The sequence below is a fragment of the Bacteroides faecalis genome (assembly GCF_003865075.1).
In the GTDB taxonomy this organism is placed as follows: Bacteria; Bacteroidota; Bacteroidia; order Bacteroidales; family Bacteroidaceae; genus Bacteroides; species Bacteroides faecalis.
The window spans coordinates 339,287-353,082 of record NZ_BHWB01000005.1 but is presented as its reverse complement, the minus strand read 5'-3'; the positions used below and the strand labels follow the sequence as shown (position 1 = coordinate 353,082).

Annotated in this window: 13 protein-coding genes and 1 pseudogene; 6 read left to right on the top strand and 8 right to left on the bottom strand. The window is 43.4% G+C overall.

The genetic code is table 11. The annotated features are described in order from the left end of the window. Nucleotides 1-13 precede the first annotated feature (13 nt). The 6 genes and pseudogenes from EJF25_RS11635 to EJF25_RS11610 all read right to left on the bottom strand — a co-directional run. The gene (locus EJF25_RS11635) at nt 14-937 is read right to left on the bottom strand and encodes a FimB/Mfa2 family fimbrial subunit (protein WP_004308149.1); all 924 of its coding nucleotides are present in this window, start codon (nt 935-937) and stop codon (nt 14-16) included. 238 nt (nt 938-1,175) lie between these two features. Next, nucleotides 1,176-2,336, bottom strand: coding sequence for a hypothetical protein (locus EJF25_RS11630; RefSeq protein ID WP_004318672.1), 1,161 nt, complete (start codon nt 2,334-2,336; stop codon nt 1,176-1,178). A gap of 108 nt (nt 2,337-2,444) precedes the next feature. Beyond that, nucleotides 2,445-3,152 carry a hypothetical protein gene (locus EJF25_RS11625; protein WP_229037651.1) on the bottom strand — a complete coding sequence of 236 codons (708 nt, stop codon included), beginning with the start codon at nt 3,150-3,152 and terminating at the stop codon, nt 2,445-2,447. Between the two features lies 1 nt (nt 3,153). Continuing rightward, nucleotides 3,154-4,173 (bottom strand): hypothetical protein, encoded by a 1,020-nt coding sequence (locus tag EJF25_RS11620; protein WP_008771489.1) that lies wholly within the window; start codon nt 4,171-4,173, stop codon nt 3,154-3,156. Nucleotides 4,174-4,211: 38 nt separating this feature from the next. Continuing rightward, nucleotides 4,212-4,778: a DUF3575 domain-containing protein gene (locus EJF25_RS11615; RefSeq protein WP_004318675.1), complete on the bottom strand. Its 567-nt coding sequence runs from the start codon at nt 4,776-4,778 to the stop codon at nt 4,212-4,214. 581 nt (nt 4,779-5,359) lie between these two features. Further along, a pseudogene (locus EJF25_RS11610) lies at nt 5,360-5,836 on the bottom strand (hypothetical protein); the annotation flags it as partial. A gap of 125 nt (nt 5,837-5,961) precedes the next feature. Here EJF25_RS11610 and EJF25_RS11605 point away from each other — a divergent pair. Further along, complete coding sequence (locus EJF25_RS11605) at nt 5,962-7,125, top strand: IS4 family transposase (RefSeq protein WP_125041247.1); 1,164 nt, start codon at nt 5,962-5,964, stop codon at nt 7,123-7,125. Between the two features lie 383 nt (nt 7,126-7,508). After that, the gene (locus tag EJF25_RS11600; protein WP_004309905.1) at nt 7,509-8,348 is read left to right on the top strand and encodes a hypothetical protein; all 840 of its coding nucleotides are present in this window, start codon (nt 7,509-7,511) and stop codon (nt 8,346-8,348) included. Nucleotides 8,349-8,651: 303 nt separating this feature from the next. Here the strand turns inward: EJF25_RS11600 and EJF25_RS25095 are convergent, their stop codons facing one another. Together EJF25_RS25095 and yfcE are read right to left on the bottom strand one after the other, a co-directional pair. Continuing rightward, on the bottom strand, nt 8,652-8,795 hold the full coding sequence (locus EJF25_RS25095; protein WP_165938258.1) for a hypothetical protein: 144 nt from the start codon (nt 8,793-8,795) through the stop codon (nt 8,652-8,654). 1,558 nt (nt 8,796-10,353) lie between these two features. Then, a complete protein-coding gene (gene yfcE / locus EJF25_RS11590; RefSeq protein ID WP_175353462.1) occupies nt 10,354-10,893 on the bottom strand; it encodes a phosphodiesterase in 540 nt (179 codons plus the stop codon). A 284-nt stretch (nt 10,894-11,177) separates the two neighbouring features. Here yfcE and EJF25_RS11585 point away from each other — a divergent pair, with 284 nt between their 5' ends. The 4 genes from EJF25_RS11585 (at nt 11,178) to EJF25_RS11570 (ending at nt 13,792) form a co-directional block, all read left to right on the top strand. Next, a complete protein-coding gene (locus EJF25_RS11585) occupies nt 11,178-12,113 on the top strand; it encodes an amidoligase family protein (RefSeq protein ID WP_008643627.1) in 936 nt (311 codons plus the stop codon). Continuing rightward, nucleotides 12,110-12,337: a hypothetical protein gene (locus EJF25_RS11580; protein WP_008643628.1), complete on the top strand. Its 228-nt coding sequence runs from the start codon at nt 12,110-12,112 to the stop codon at nt 12,335-12,337. The genes EJF25_RS11585 and EJF25_RS11580 overlap by 4 nt, the downstream gene beginning before the upstream one ends. A gap of 250 nt (nt 12,338-12,587) precedes the next feature. Next, nucleotides 12,588-13,367 carry a ParA family protein gene (locus EJF25_RS11575; protein ID WP_032846780.1) on the top strand — a complete coding sequence of 260 codons (780 nt, stop codon included), beginning with the start codon at nt 12,588-12,590 and terminating at the stop codon, nt 13,365-13,367. A gap of 11 nt (nt 13,368-13,378) precedes the next feature. Continuing rightward, the gene (locus EJF25_RS11570; RefSeq protein WP_008643638.1) at nt 13,379-13,792 is read left to right on the top strand and encodes a DUF3408 domain-containing protein; all 414 of its coding nucleotides are present in this window, start codon (nt 13,379-13,381) and stop codon (nt 13,790-13,792) included. Nucleotides 13,793-13,796 lie beyond the last annotated feature (4 nt).

Here is a 13,796-nt window from a genome sequence, read left to right as displayed (position 1 = left end):
ACCGGTGCGTTTTTTACACTCCTCCGGGTTTTACATTCTGATTTTCCCAATTCCTGATCGTTATTTTCGCATGACCGTTTGTAAAGGTAATCTCGATAGGAATGGTTACTTCAATATCTTCCTCCATCGGTATGTGGTAGCGGGCAATAAGCCCTGCCAACGAAATCGGGGGCACGATATGGTTTCCCGTGGTGGGATCGATAATTTCCACCATGCCGGGGGTATCGGCCTTGAAACGGGGGATGTCAGTCGTGGCATTAGCATGGCGGTTGGTGACATCATATGCTACGGCAGGCTGGAATGTCTTGTTCCGGCTTACGGACTGGAGACGCCATGTGCCCGAGGTTTCGTCGAACACCGGTCGCAAGGCTGACTCCATGCCCGTGATGTGTACCACAGGCTGCACGCTCACACCATCAAGGTGAAGACTTACACGGATAGTGCCGGGGCTGAAATTGACAGTATGGTCTCCAGTCTCGTGCTCACTGACCGTAAGTGGCGTGACAGCGAAAAGAAGCCGATCAAGCGTGGGGATGGAAGCGGAAGTCTCCGCATGCGGGTGTGAGGCGGAAAGGTTCCTTATGGTTTCTCCTTCGGAAAAGCCGCCGAGCTTGGTCTGTGCATCCGAAGCATTCGCCCAGAGCACGACAGTGTAGTTTCCCTGCGGCAGATACATCTCAACACCCTGCAAACGGTCAAGTTCACTCTTCTCCAGCGTCTGCATATGCTCAATACTGCCATCGGGACGGTACACACACAGCCTCACCCTCTGAACACGCTCTCCGAAAAGGTCAGCGGCAGAGCCGCGAGGCTTGTAGGTAAATCGTAACAGGGTATCCAGAGGGCAGCCCTCCAGGGACTCCCTGATGCACCTCGACAAGACTAAGGTTAAAATACCGGAAAGCATCAGGAAGCGTATAGCTTTATACAATTTCATGCGTAGTATCTTTTAGGTGAATAACTGTGGTTATGACTTTATATGAATATACGTGTTATGATTTAACAGGTTATAGAAATACAGGTCGTGAGGTCAGGGCAAAAGACACCCACGACCTGCTTACATTCCGCCGTGCGAGAGGAACTGGTGAACTAGTAAAATGAGCTAAAAATCTCCTCTACGCAAACGGACTTGTAAAAGAAACAAACAAATACAATATACCTTGATGGTATGACAGTTAGAGATTAGGCTTGACAGGAACGACCGTCCAGGCTTTTACCGTCACCTTCAACCAAACGCTGACAGCACTGGTATTAGGTATTGTGGAAAGGTTGCTCTCGTCAAATGTAAAGTCGGCTTTCGAGATAGTATAAATCTTTCCTTTTTCCAGTTCTACAATATTGCCACTGCCATCTTTGAATCCTCTCACGGTGATAAACTGGTCACCTGTGCCGAAATTCACGCTGCTGCCGGCCTTAGCAGCCAAATTACTCAACTTAAATACGAGCTGGAGTTGCTCGTTCGCGTCAGTACTGTTACCGTTAGGAACAACCTGATATGCCCAACGTTGCCCTGCAGTTGGCGGAATGACTTCCTTTGGGATACCTGTAGCAGCGACGGCAGACTGGTCAAAGAGTTTTCCAGCGTTAGCAGGGGTGTAAAGCCCCTGTCCTTGAGCATAGGCAGCAGGAGTAGCACCATATTGTACTTTCGTTCCCACAACGGTACCGGCCAGGTTGAACTTTTCAAAGAAGTTATTCACATAGATTCCTTCCAGCGTAAAACCATCCACCGCACTGGAGGCCGTAGTCGCCAGACCTTCGATTTCGACACGTGCCACGGCAGGACCGATTTCCACTTCGGCATACTTGTCACCGTCCGTTATTCCAGGGGCATAAGGCAGGGCCGGACTACCGGTAGTCCATGTCTGCAGGGGTTTGTCATCGCCGCTCAACACCACATCCGCAACTGCAGACTGGCTTGTGATTTCCAGTTGTACAGCTTTCAATGCAGCTACGGTTCCACCTGTAGGCAATGAAGTTCCGGCAGGAATATTACCACATACCGTTACAGTGGTAGCCGCCGCGGGTACATCCGTTATTTGGGTACCGGTAGTCAGATTCGCAATCGTGATGGGAGTGGTTGTAGTCGCGTTCACATATTTCAGAATGCTGGTCCCGTCATGGAAGTATACATGCAGATTACTTACCGTAGCAACCGTTCCCGAGGCTACAGGAGGCTCGGTCGATCTCGTCAGCGTCGGCAACTCCAGCTTCATGAATACGCTTCTCGCTTCCCCGTTCTTTACGTCAGGCACTTCGATGTCATCGTTACTGCACGCGGTGAATGCTGCAGCCATAGCAACCATTGTAAACACGCTTAACAAACTTTTTTTCATAATCATTGTAATTAAATTGTTAATAAAAAAATAAACACTAATAAAACACTTGTTAATATTTAATTCGTACTTATACTTTTTTTCCTGTTTTGTTCTTTCTACTTTTTACTATTTCCCTTCCGCTATCCTGTCCAGTTCCATACGGAGCCCGAAGAACTTGGGAATGAGGTCCGACAGTTCCGGATCCAGGGGAATACGCAGGACAAGATTGGGATTCATGCGGCAGGCCGCAAGCATATGTTCCACTGCTAAGTAATCATCGCCCTGCCGGGCGCTTACCACAGCATGCAGGTATTCCTTGCGGGAATCTACGGGTAACTGGTCTAAAAGAGCGGAAGCCTCTTTATGATAACCGAGCTGTGTCAGGCAAAGGGCGGTGTTATAGTCAGGCCGTTTTTCCAATATCGGCAAGGCTTGCCGGTATTGTCGCTCTGAAAGGAGCCGCAAGGCTTCGGCATACTCTTCTCCCTGCGGAGTATATACGGGACCGCTTGCCGCAAGAGAGTCTGTCTCCGCAGAAGCTATGACATATTGGTCCAGAGCGGAACGGTCAACCAGGTCGCTAAGCGAGGCCACAATGAAGAGCAGCGTGTCCGAGGCGGCAGGCCGCCATGTGCTGCGGTCGGTGGCTTCCACGATAGACTCTAGCCGCACACGGAGCTTTTTCATTCCATCGGTGACGGGCAGAGAATATACATAGTTGTAGATATAATCATGTCCGGAAACTGAATCCGAATTCTGGCGGACCATCACGGAGTCGATATAGGGGAAGGGAATCATACGCCGGCGGATTTCATCACGGTTACGGTCATTCATCTCATTTTCGGCAATCCGGTCGTAGAAATAACGGTGGCGGGAGATGTCCATCGAATCGGTGGCGGTGAGGACATAGTTGTGTATGTTGGACAGGCTGCGCCCCCCCGTTATAAAGGTCACGGAATTTCGAAGGTACACGATCGGCGGTAAGCTCGCGTTCCAGCCGGTACATCGGCCAAAAGGAGGCCGTACGATGATATTTACGGTCATAGGAGGCCCACAACCCGAGCGTGTCACGACCAGCCACATAGCGCCGTACGCTTTCTTCGATCCGCTTGCGTTCCAGGCGGTGACGGAGTGTCGCACGGTTGGCCTGCGTACGCGTGTTCCAGAAATTCTGGCGTTCAAGGGCAAGGCGTTTCCACTTCTCGTAGGCAAGCTGACGGTCGCGCTCCTTGCCGTAAAGTTCATAGAAGAACCTCTGCCGGCAGGCGATATCCTTATTGATGCCTTTACGGTCAAGATACACACTATCATAAGCCGAAGGATCGACAATTCCATTAAGAAACAGCCTGTACGCCTTATAGTCCGCTTCCTGCATGCGGGTAAAGGAAGAACCGGAAAGCACAACAGGTGGTAGCGGGAAGCCTGAACTGTCAGAGGTGCAGAGCATCGGGGTGAGTGTGACACGCCAGCAACTGTCAATCAGGAGGGAAGGGACATGGATATTGAATTCCAAACGCACGGAACCTTCCCGCATGGTGACCTGCTTGACGACCGTGCGTGCAGCGACGATGTCAACACCGCCCAGGTGTATGGTTTTCCATACGTCATCCGTACTGTCGGAGACCTCTTCGAACTCACCGGGAAGAGTGTCCGAAGAAGTGGTGAACCCCACCTGTTCGGCAAGCACTCCGGAAGGTGCGCTCTCCTCGTGGGGAAGAAAAATATTAGGACGGCCGGACTGCATAAACAGCCGCATAGTCCGCGGTTCGCGGGAAGTGGAACAGGACACGGCCAGTAACACTCCCGCGCAGAAAGCGGCGGCCGTTATGTGGGATTTGAGATACTTATTCATCATTCAACTTTTTATATCTTGTTTCAACAGATAAGATGGTTTCAGAAAAGATAAACCAGATTAACGGCGGTACGTGTGGGTGTCACATAGACACCGGAGCCCTTGCCGGTACGCTTACCGCAGTTCACGCAACGGTAACGTTCCCAGTCGGCCCAGACAACACCGAGACCCAGTTCGAACTCCAGATTCCAGCGACGCGAAAGGGGGCGCACCAGCCCCGCAGAAAGCCCGCCGCCGAAAGCTGTGCCTTCGTAACGGTAGCGATGTCCGAACAGACCACCCGCATTATATATGGAGAACACACCGTGGAGCCCGATAAAACAACCCCTTCCGTAAGTTTCGCGCATCCAATAACGCACACCAGGCTGGACTGTGAAGTTTTTAAGCTTGCCGTCATCCCAAAGACGGAAAGGATTGTACTGTACGGGAAGATGGGCGGACCAATGCGTGGAAAAAGCCATGGAACCCTCCACATTCAGATTCCCCGTACCTAAACCCACCAGATTGGTTCTGACAGAATAAAACTGCGCGGAAACCTTGTCTGAATACACAAGGCAGGCCAAGACACAGGCAAAACATAAAAAGTACTTTTTTCTATTCAAATTCATAATTCAAACTAGGATAACTCAAACTTTAAGTGGATAAACAAAACATGCACCCAAAGTAAACGGATGAAAAGCTGTGTCATCATAATAAGACTGTTCTTATTCTACGTGCAACCTGTAAAAATGAAGTATTTTAATGAACAAGAAACAGTTTTATATTATCACATCTGTTTTGTTTTTCCTGGTTGCAAAAGTAATAACACATAAATCACGAGTTACAAAATGAAACCACAAATCTAACGTCCGCATTGCATAAAACATTATAATACAGAAACATAAAGACTTCGTTCTTCTTATTTTTCTAACACGACGCTAACAGATGATTTACAACCTTAAAAAATATAGGGCAATCAATAAGTTTCTGACAATTGACTGGAATAGTAACAGATATTATAATGAAAGCATCTTCATACTTTCCGGACATACCTCCCAGGAGAATTAAACCTGTTATGGCTTACCTCCATGACAAAACCATTCTACAATTACATCATTCCGGTATTATGGCAAAAACAATCTGAACATATTCTAGATTTAATTACCGGATGATGCATTAGTCATTGGAACCTAGTATAAAGTTGAAATACCTATCCCAGAAGGCTTAAGAATAATTCTTTATTAGCTGTTTCCGTAGATTTAATACGTGATTTGAGCCGTGACTTGCGAGCGTATACATTAGCCACCGTATCCTTCATGAATAAGCTAATTACTTGCGGTGAAAATCCTACAAAAATATAGCATAATAACCTGGTGTCGGAAGCTTTCATAGTTGGAAAATCTTCCTTGAGCTTGTACATGGCATTGTCATGACAAGTGTTTACGATTTTTTCCAGTTCTTGCAGTATGCCATTGTTTTCTGCAAAATCTGTAATTATCTGCTTTACTTCATTAAATATGACTGACTGTTGCGATGTTGTATTTTCACGTTCATAGTAGGTCTTTCCAAGTTTATCGACAATGTCAAAGCGTGAAGCAGCCAATCCTCTTAAATAACTTTCCGTAGTCTGCTGTTTTTTCACGCGTTCAGTAAGAGCCTTGTACTCGGAATTGGCTTTCTCTGTCAATCATTGCTGTCCCATTAAAATCTAAAATAGCTCTTTGAAATATTTGAAATTTAGTTAGTTACAGCGTTTTTTCGATTAAACGGATTTCAATTTGCATTTTTGCATCTCTGAAAGGAGATTTGCAAATGCATAAAGAAAAATACGTTTTCTCTCAACTAGTGTCATTCTTAGATAGGAATAAGTTCAACTACATTGTGCGCAAGTATGATGGCGACAAATATGTGAAGCACTTCACCTGCTGGAATCAGCTACTTGCTTTGATGTTTGGTCAACTTTCTAATCGTGAAAGTTTGCGAGATTTGATAGTTGCTCTTGAAGCTCATCATTCCAAATGTTATCATTTAGGGATGGGTAAAAACGTATCAAAGTCATCGTTGGCAAGAGCAAATCAAGATAGAGACTATCATATCTTTGAAGAATACGCTTACTACCTGGTTAGCGAAGCACGGCAAAAGCGTGTTAATCATATTTTCAAACTTGGCGGTAACGTTTATGCTTTTGATTCGACAACTATCGATCTGTGTCTTTCAGTCTTTTGGTGGGCTAAATTCCGCAAGAAGAAAGGAGGTATCAAAGTGCATACATTATATGATGTAGAAACACAGATCCCTGCGTTTTTTCATATCACGGAAGCATCCGTACATGATTCTAAAGCTATGATTGAAATACCTTATGAACCAGGTTCTTATTACATCTTTGACCGCGGATACAACAACTTCAAGATGCTGAATAGGATTCATCTGATTGAAGCCAACTTCGTTGTCAGAGCAAAAAAGAACCTTCAATGCAAATTCATCAAATGGAAACGCAGACTGCCTAAGAATGTGCTTTCAGATGCGAGTGTTCTTCTGACTGGATTCTATCCTAAACAATACTATCCAAAGCCTATTAGACTTGTTAAATATTGGGATGAGGAACAAGAAAGAGAGTTCATATTCATAACCAATGCCATGCATATATCTGCGCTTCAAGTGGCTGAACTTTATAAAAACCGCTGGCAGGTAGAGCTGTTTTTCAAATGGCTCAAGCAACATCTTAGAATCAAAAGATTTTGGGGTACTACAGAGAATGCAGTTCGAATACAGATATATGCTGCAATATGCACTTACTGTTTGGTGGCAATCATTCAACACGATATGCAACTGGATAGAAGTACATATGAAGTGCTACAAATATTGAGCATCTCATTGACTGATAAAACTCATCTGAAAGACCTTTTTGACAAAACTAAATTTCAAAATGACAAAGAACGATTCGGACCAAATGGGCCAAGTTTATTTAATTTTTAATTTGTCCCAATTTTAATGGGACACTAGTGAATACATATATAAATTTATTTGTTAGATTTAAAGTTTTTTTTTATAACTGTAAAATACAGATTTAGCCTTATATTTACAATATGATATTATTGATTTTATCTAGTAAAAAAGCTTTTGCATTATAAGGACATTCAATTCTTCTTCCAGAATTGTAGTATATGTTTTATAATCATACCAATAAGATAAAAAAGATAATGGTCAAAATAAAGCTCTCAAAACAAAATACTTGTTGTTCAATTATCTTATAATAGTAAAAATGAATTTGTTGATTCCGCAAAAGAGTTTGTATCAGATGTTGAGGTTTCAACAATATTAAATATTACTTTTATTTATAGTAACTAATTTGCATTAATATGAGAAAGGTATTTATTCTTTTGTTTATTTCTTTAGCATTGTTATCCTGTCAAAAAGAGGAAAACAATAGAAAAACAGAGTATCAAGTATTAACAAGTAAGGACGCATCCAAACCGTTTAGCTGTCTTGGAGAGAAACGTATTATTACGATTACGATTATAAAAAAAACATTAATAGATGATGTTTTAAGTTCAGAGGTTCCGATTATTCCCAGGGATGTTTCGGTAGAATTTGATAAAACTCTTTTTTCTGATATAGAAACAAAAGTGGAGGGCGATCAGGTAGTATTAAATATAACCTCAAATATTAATAAAGAAGATAAAATTTTGAATGCTGATTTACAGATTTCTTACTCTACTATTAATGGCATAAAAGTAGAAAAAATTCCACTAATTATAGATAAAGGAAAGTTGACATTTGTGTATAAAATCCATTCGGAACAGAATCCTTTTATTCTACCAGCTGAAGGTGGTAGATTTGAGTCACCTTTTACTTGTAAAAAACAGACATATTTGAATGGCCAGTTTATAGAGGAAACTTATTCATCATTAAACGGATTGAGATTTAAAACGATAAGTAGTGGTAATGTCTGGTTCCTTACAGTCAGAAAAGACGGAGAAAAAATTGGTTTTTACAAATTTTCTTTTGTGGGAGAAGGACCATATAACCAAAAAACAGATCCAGAGTGCTATTTTAACATATATACCCATGATGCAGATTTAATTACAGATAATCCTACAGAAATATTCAGACAAGATTTTATACAACCCCAGACCCCGGGTGAGGATTATTATAAACCTTCCCGGTCCTCTTATAAACATGGCACTTTTGACTTTTAACGTATTCAGTATTAACCTTAATTATATTAATTATAAAACAGTATACACGTTTGTTGATTTTGACAATTATGTTTTTAACTTCATATTTCGATGACAGAGAAGTAATGAAACAAGAATCTTCGCCACCATCTTTAGTAAAAAAAACTCGGCTTATCGTAACTAGTGTATATTCACTACTTTCTATATACTAATGCACTTCTTAATGTAGGTTATGTAGTAATTCATTATTTGAAAGCTGATAAAATATTTTTTTTTGAATATTTTATCAGCTTTGTATATTGCATAATATGATATAAATGAGATTTATTTTTGCTGCCTCTTGGCACGCAGCATTTCTGCCGCCTTCATTTCCGTCCAACGCTCGAAGTCCTCCACCTCTTTCCTTATTTTCCGTATCAGTTTCCTGTCCCTGTTCCACTCGAAGCAGTTCTCCAGTATGTCAAGCACCTTAGCGTCCATTCCCCCGTCACAGACAGCTTCCCCAACAAAACCCGTTAAATCATTGTGTTAATATATATTTCATGTATCTTTGCGGCATAGATATCTGTTGTGAAACAGGAATCTGCTTATATTATTCTTGCTTGTGACAAGCCGGAATCTTATAACTTAGTACAAAATAAAAAAATAAAAGAGGAGAGCTTCCGTTCTATGGAGCTCCTCTCACTTTTTATCTCTAGTGCCCGACTGCCTTTTATCTTTCTACTTTCCCAAAAGGAGTATCCTTCCCGCCAGCATACAGCACAGCGAAAACAGTATAGCCACTAAATTCTTCTCATTTGTGCAACCCCTTCTGTATTCATCTTCCAACCTTGTATATCGCTACCGAGATAGAAAATGGACAGATGCACAGCTGGTACGTCAATTATCAATACCAATATATACCAGTTCATACGTTCTCCCCAATAAAAAGATCCCCTAATTTATTTCTAGTTCACAGTCCAAATTTATACTTTCCTGTAAAATACAGGATATAGTCAAGTCTTCAAAGTTTTTCCCCTAAAGACACAGAAATATTACAAAAATCAATTATCACATTATATCTTATTTCTGATGATACAAAAGGAGATGGCAATCTATTTTTTAATTCTTTAGATGACATAAAGAATGCCTTTAAAATTAATTATTCAGAATCTAATTTGGGACTTCCTATTTTTTGTAAGGGATATTACAAAAAACAATTCCGTTTTTACTTTAACTATAAGTTCTGGTAGGGACCATCCAAACATGTTACCAGACCAACAAGACCAAGGGGAAGAGTTTAGAAGGATGTATTACAGCTACTAAAGATGATAAATGCCAAAACCAAATTCATTGCAATTGGAATTGGGGTAACAGTTATTTTTTATTTTTAGTTCAATCAAGCCGGGAAGAATGATTAATAATAAAAGAATCAAGTCTTTAAAGGAAGATATCAATAAATAACTCTTGCAACATGCAGTTTCTTTCTGGCTGAATTTGCGACTCTGGAGCTATATTCTGAGGAACGGTTTGGCGGTGGAATATGCCGTTAAACCGTCCGGTTTTCGTTAAACGAAAACACAACTTGCTGTCCCCTCTACGGGGACAACGTTTTTAAGTAGAACTGTAGATTGCCCCGACTGGTGCCTCCCTCCCGATGGCAACCTCTTCCGATTTCGGTCTGCTTCTTCAGGAAAGTTGGCGTTTTTTACCAATATTCCGGAGGCGGAATAGGCTGTGCTTCCTGTAATAGTAGAGCATTCTACGATTATCCGACACATCAGATAGCTTCTTTTTCGTGATAATTGAATATTCAGAGAACTGAATATTTTGATAATCGGATAATCCGAATACTATTATATCTGTAGTCTCTTGGAATGTTACACAGTGACAACTGGATAATTGGCGTTTTGGATATTGGGATAATTGGGTATTTGAATATTGCTATATTCTGATATTTGGATATTCAGATAATGGGTAAACAATTATAAAAGACTACATTTATAAAAAGCTACAATTATAAAAGGCTATTATTATACATTCCCCATCAGAGAGAAAGTTCCTTGAGCCTGCTGCCGTCCAGCCGATGAACGGATACCGTACCGTCACAGTAAATAGCGAATGTAGGCATGTTCCCATCCTTCGGGAAAGTGATGGAGCCGGTATTGCAGACCACTGTATGCTCTTTCCGTTCAAGTTTCCACCGGTGGGTGTGACCATAAAAAAGACAATCGAACCTTCCCTTCGGCAGTCTGTCCTCATTGTAGATATGTCCGTGGGTGAGAAAGAAACGTTTTCCATTATCCACCAACAGGGTGTAATCGGACAGGATGGGAAAGTCCAGCAGCATCTGGTCCACCTCCGAATCACAGTTTCCACGGATGGCGACAATCTCACCGGCCATCGCATTGAGACGTTCTGCGATCCCTTTCGGGTCAAGTCCTTGAGGTATCCCGTTCCGGGGACCATAATTCAGGATATCTCCCAAAATACAAAGCATTCCGCATTGTTGCTCCCGATAAAATGCCAGCACTTGTTCCAGTGCCGGTAACGAGCCATGTATGTCGGACACAATCAGGTATTTCATCATAATCTATTCGTTATCGGTTAAGTTTTCGCAGCACAAAAATAAGCATAATTATCTAATCTCCCTAACCGGGGAAACGATGAGAAAAAAGACAGGTTCCCTGAACTGTAGATTGCTGTATTGCTGTCCTTGTAGATTGCTGCAATGTTATAATCGGATACATAAAATAAGGGTATTTAGCCTTAGCTAAACTAAGCTAACAGTCTGACAATAAGGATTCTAATACTATGATATGTGGGTTTATTATGCTACCTTAGTGGTATAATAATAAAGGATAAAAAGCTATGAACGAACAAGTTAGAAATATCTTAGAACAGAGTACCACCAAGACGAGCAAGATTGAGCAGCTGCTCCGTCTGGGCCTGACGCGCAGGGAAATTGCCGATTTGGTGACACGCGGCAACTATGGTTTTGTATATAATGTTGAGAAGAAAATGCTTGAAAGAGAAGGTGGAGTCTTGCTGAACAGGGCAGCAACCACCCTGATGGATTACACCTTCACCCACAAGTTCGGTATTGAGATTGAAGCCTATAACTGTAATATGGAAAGACTGGCACGCGAATTGAGGGAGGCCGGCATCCATGTTGCCGTTGAGGGTTATAATCACACGACCAGGGATCATTGGAAGCTGGTGACGGACAGCAGCCTGCAGGGAAATAATACTTTCGAGCTGGTCAGCCCGATACTGGTGGGTGAGAATGGCCTGAAAGAGCTGGAAACGGTATGCTGGGTGCTTGACATCTGTAATGCAAAAGTGAATGACAGTTGCGGGTTCCATGTCCATATGGATGCGGCTAGTTTCAATCTGGACACCTGGAAGAATCTGGCTTTGACCTACAAGCATCTCGAACACCTGATTGATGCCTTTATGCCAAGGACACGCCGGAACAATACCTACTGCAAAACCCTCTCCGGTGTTTCCGACGAGAGAATCAAATCGGTAAGGACGATAGACGGCCTGCGGGAGGTCTTTAATAATGACCGGTACCACAAGGTCAATTTTGAGGCTTATTCCAGGCACCGGACCGTTGAGTTCCGCCAGCATTCCGGTACGACTAATTTCACAAAGATGGAGAATTGGATCCGGTTCTTGAACGGATTGATTACCTTTGCGAAAAGATCCAGCCTTCCCAGCCGGATGACACTGGAGGGGTTACCCTTCCTGGACGGGAAACAGAAATTATTTTTTAAACTTAGAACTAAAAAGTTAGCGGTATGATACAGACTTATCATTTGCTGGATGGCGGTCAGATAACCGCCTCCAGCCCGGAAGAGTTCGTCCGGCTGCTCCGTGAGGGGAGCCGGTTCGACTATGATTGCACGGATCAGGAGTATATGGAGAACTTTGCCCGGCGTTACGGGGAGCTGCATGGCGTGTCAGTTGCCACCGATACCCCTGAACATTTCCTGACGGACTTGCAAGCCGCCGGTTATGTCCGGTAACCGGTATCGCTCCTTTATTATTAGTCCCTGCTTCAAAGATGAGGCAGGGATTTTTCTTTTTTCATTGCAACCTTTCCTGTCTGCCTGACGGCATTTCCTCCTGTCAATTCCTGACTATCCATGACTATCCGTGACAGGGTATTTCATCTTTTCCCGGCATTCCTTTCTTTTGCAGTGTAGAACGATATACAATTATAAGCATTACAGTTTTACAGCATTATATTTTTATCTGATTATATAAAGAAAGCGTATGAAAAAAGAACCGTTATTAATTGCCTTTGCCAGCCAGAAAGGAGGAGTCGGAAAGTCTGCCTTCACAGTTCTGGTGGCCAGTATCCTTCACTACCAGAAAGGTCTGAAGGTGGGTGTCGTGGATTGCGACTCCCCCCAGCACAGCATCTCCCGGATGCGTGACCGGGACATAGAAAGCGTGCAGGAAAGTGATTTTCTCAAAGTGGCCCTCTACCGGCAGCATGAACAAATCCGGAAACGTTCCTATCCGGTAATCAAAAGCAATCCGGAGAAAGCTATAGAAGACCTGTACCGCTACATCGAAGAGCAGGATGCCGTCTTTGATGTCGTACTGTTCGACCTTCCGGGAACCCTCCGCAGCGAAGGGGTTGTCCATACCATTTCCGCAATAGATTACATTTTCATCCCCCTAAAGGCAGATAATGTCGTCATGCAGAGTTCCCTCCAGTTTGCCGAGGTGGTGGAGGAAGAACTGATTGCCAGGCACAACTGTAACCTGAAAGGCATCTATCTTTTCTGGAACATGGTCGACAAGCGTGAACGGACAGAAAGCTACGAGTCCTGGAACCGCGTCATACAAAAAGCGGAGTTACGCCTGCTGGAGTCACGGATACCGGATACCAAACGCTATAACAAGGAGCTGAGCTCCCTGAAGAACAGTATCTTCCGTTCCACACTGTTCCCTCCCGACAACCGCCAGATAAAAGGTTCGGGCCTCTGTGAACTGATAGATGAGTTATGTGCCGTAACACATCTGGATACCACCCATACCTTATAATAAGGGGAATTATGGACAGCGGAAAAAAGAGATTTGACCCCCGGAGCATTGACGAGAAGGCCATATTGGATATTGTCGCCAGGAAAGGGACGATACGACCGGACTCCCCTGCAACGAGTGCATCCCCGAAGCCGGAGGATACGGTAGAGGAGATTGCCGGGAGTAGCGAAGCTCCGGTCTTTACCACCGGGGAAATCGACGCTTACAGGGCGTCCTTCCTGAATACGGTCAGAACCAAATCCCGTAAATCATTGCATATCGATGCCGGCCTGCATCGCCGCATCTCGTCCCTGGTATGGGCGGTAGGACGTGGCGAAGTGACCGTAGCCGGTTTTGTAAACCAGGTGCTGGCACATCATTTCGAAGAGAACGGCGGATTGATAAATGCCGTGCTGGAGAAGTATTACCAATCACTAAAATCATAAGGAC

Coding starts and splice junctions, on each gene's coding strand:
- EJF25_RS11570 (WP_008643638.1), top strand. CDS start 13,379: ATGGACAGCGGAAAAAAGAGATTTGACCCCCGGAGCATTGACGAGAAG.
- EJF25_RS11635 (WP_004308149.1), bottom strand. CDS start 937: ATGAAATTGTATAAAGCTATACGCTTCCTGATGCTTTCCGGTATTTTA.
- EJF25_RS11575 (WP_032846780.1), top strand. CDS start 12,588: ATGAAAAAAGAACCGTTATTAATTGCCTTTGCCAGCCAGAAAGGAGGA.
- yfcE (WP_175353462.1), bottom strand. CDS start 10,893: ATGAAATACCTGATTGTGTCCGACATACATGGCTCGTTACCGGCACTG.
- EJF25_RS11600 (WP_004309905.1), top strand. CDS start 7,509: ATGAGAAAGGTATTTATTCTTTTGTTTATTTCTTTAGCATTGTTATCC.
- EJF25_RS11625 (WP_229037651.1), bottom strand. CDS start 3,152: ATGAATGACCGTAACCGTGATGAAATCCGCCGGCGTATGATTCCCTTC.
- EJF25_RS11605 (WP_125041247.1), top strand. CDS start 5,962: ATGCATAAAGAAAAATACGTTTTCTCTCAACTAGTGTCATTCTTAGAT.
- EJF25_RS11585 (WP_008643627.1), top strand. CDS start 11,178: ATGAACGAACAAGTTAGAAATATCTTAGAACAGAGTACCACCAAGACG.
- EJF25_RS11615 (WP_004318675.1), bottom strand. CDS start 4,778: ATGAATTTGAATAGAAAAAAGTACTTTTTATGTTTTGCCTGTGTCTTG.
- EJF25_RS11620 (WP_008771489.1), bottom strand. CDS start 4,173: ATGATGAATAAGTATCTCAAATCCCACATAACGGCCGCCGCTTTCTGC.
- EJF25_RS11580 (WP_008643628.1), top strand. CDS start 12,110: ATGATACAGACTTATCATTTGCTGGATGGCGGTCAGATAACCGCCTCC.
- EJF25_RS11630 (WP_004318672.1), bottom strand. CDS start 2,336: ATGAAAAAAAGTTTGTTAAGCGTGTTTACAATGGTTGCTATGGCTGCA.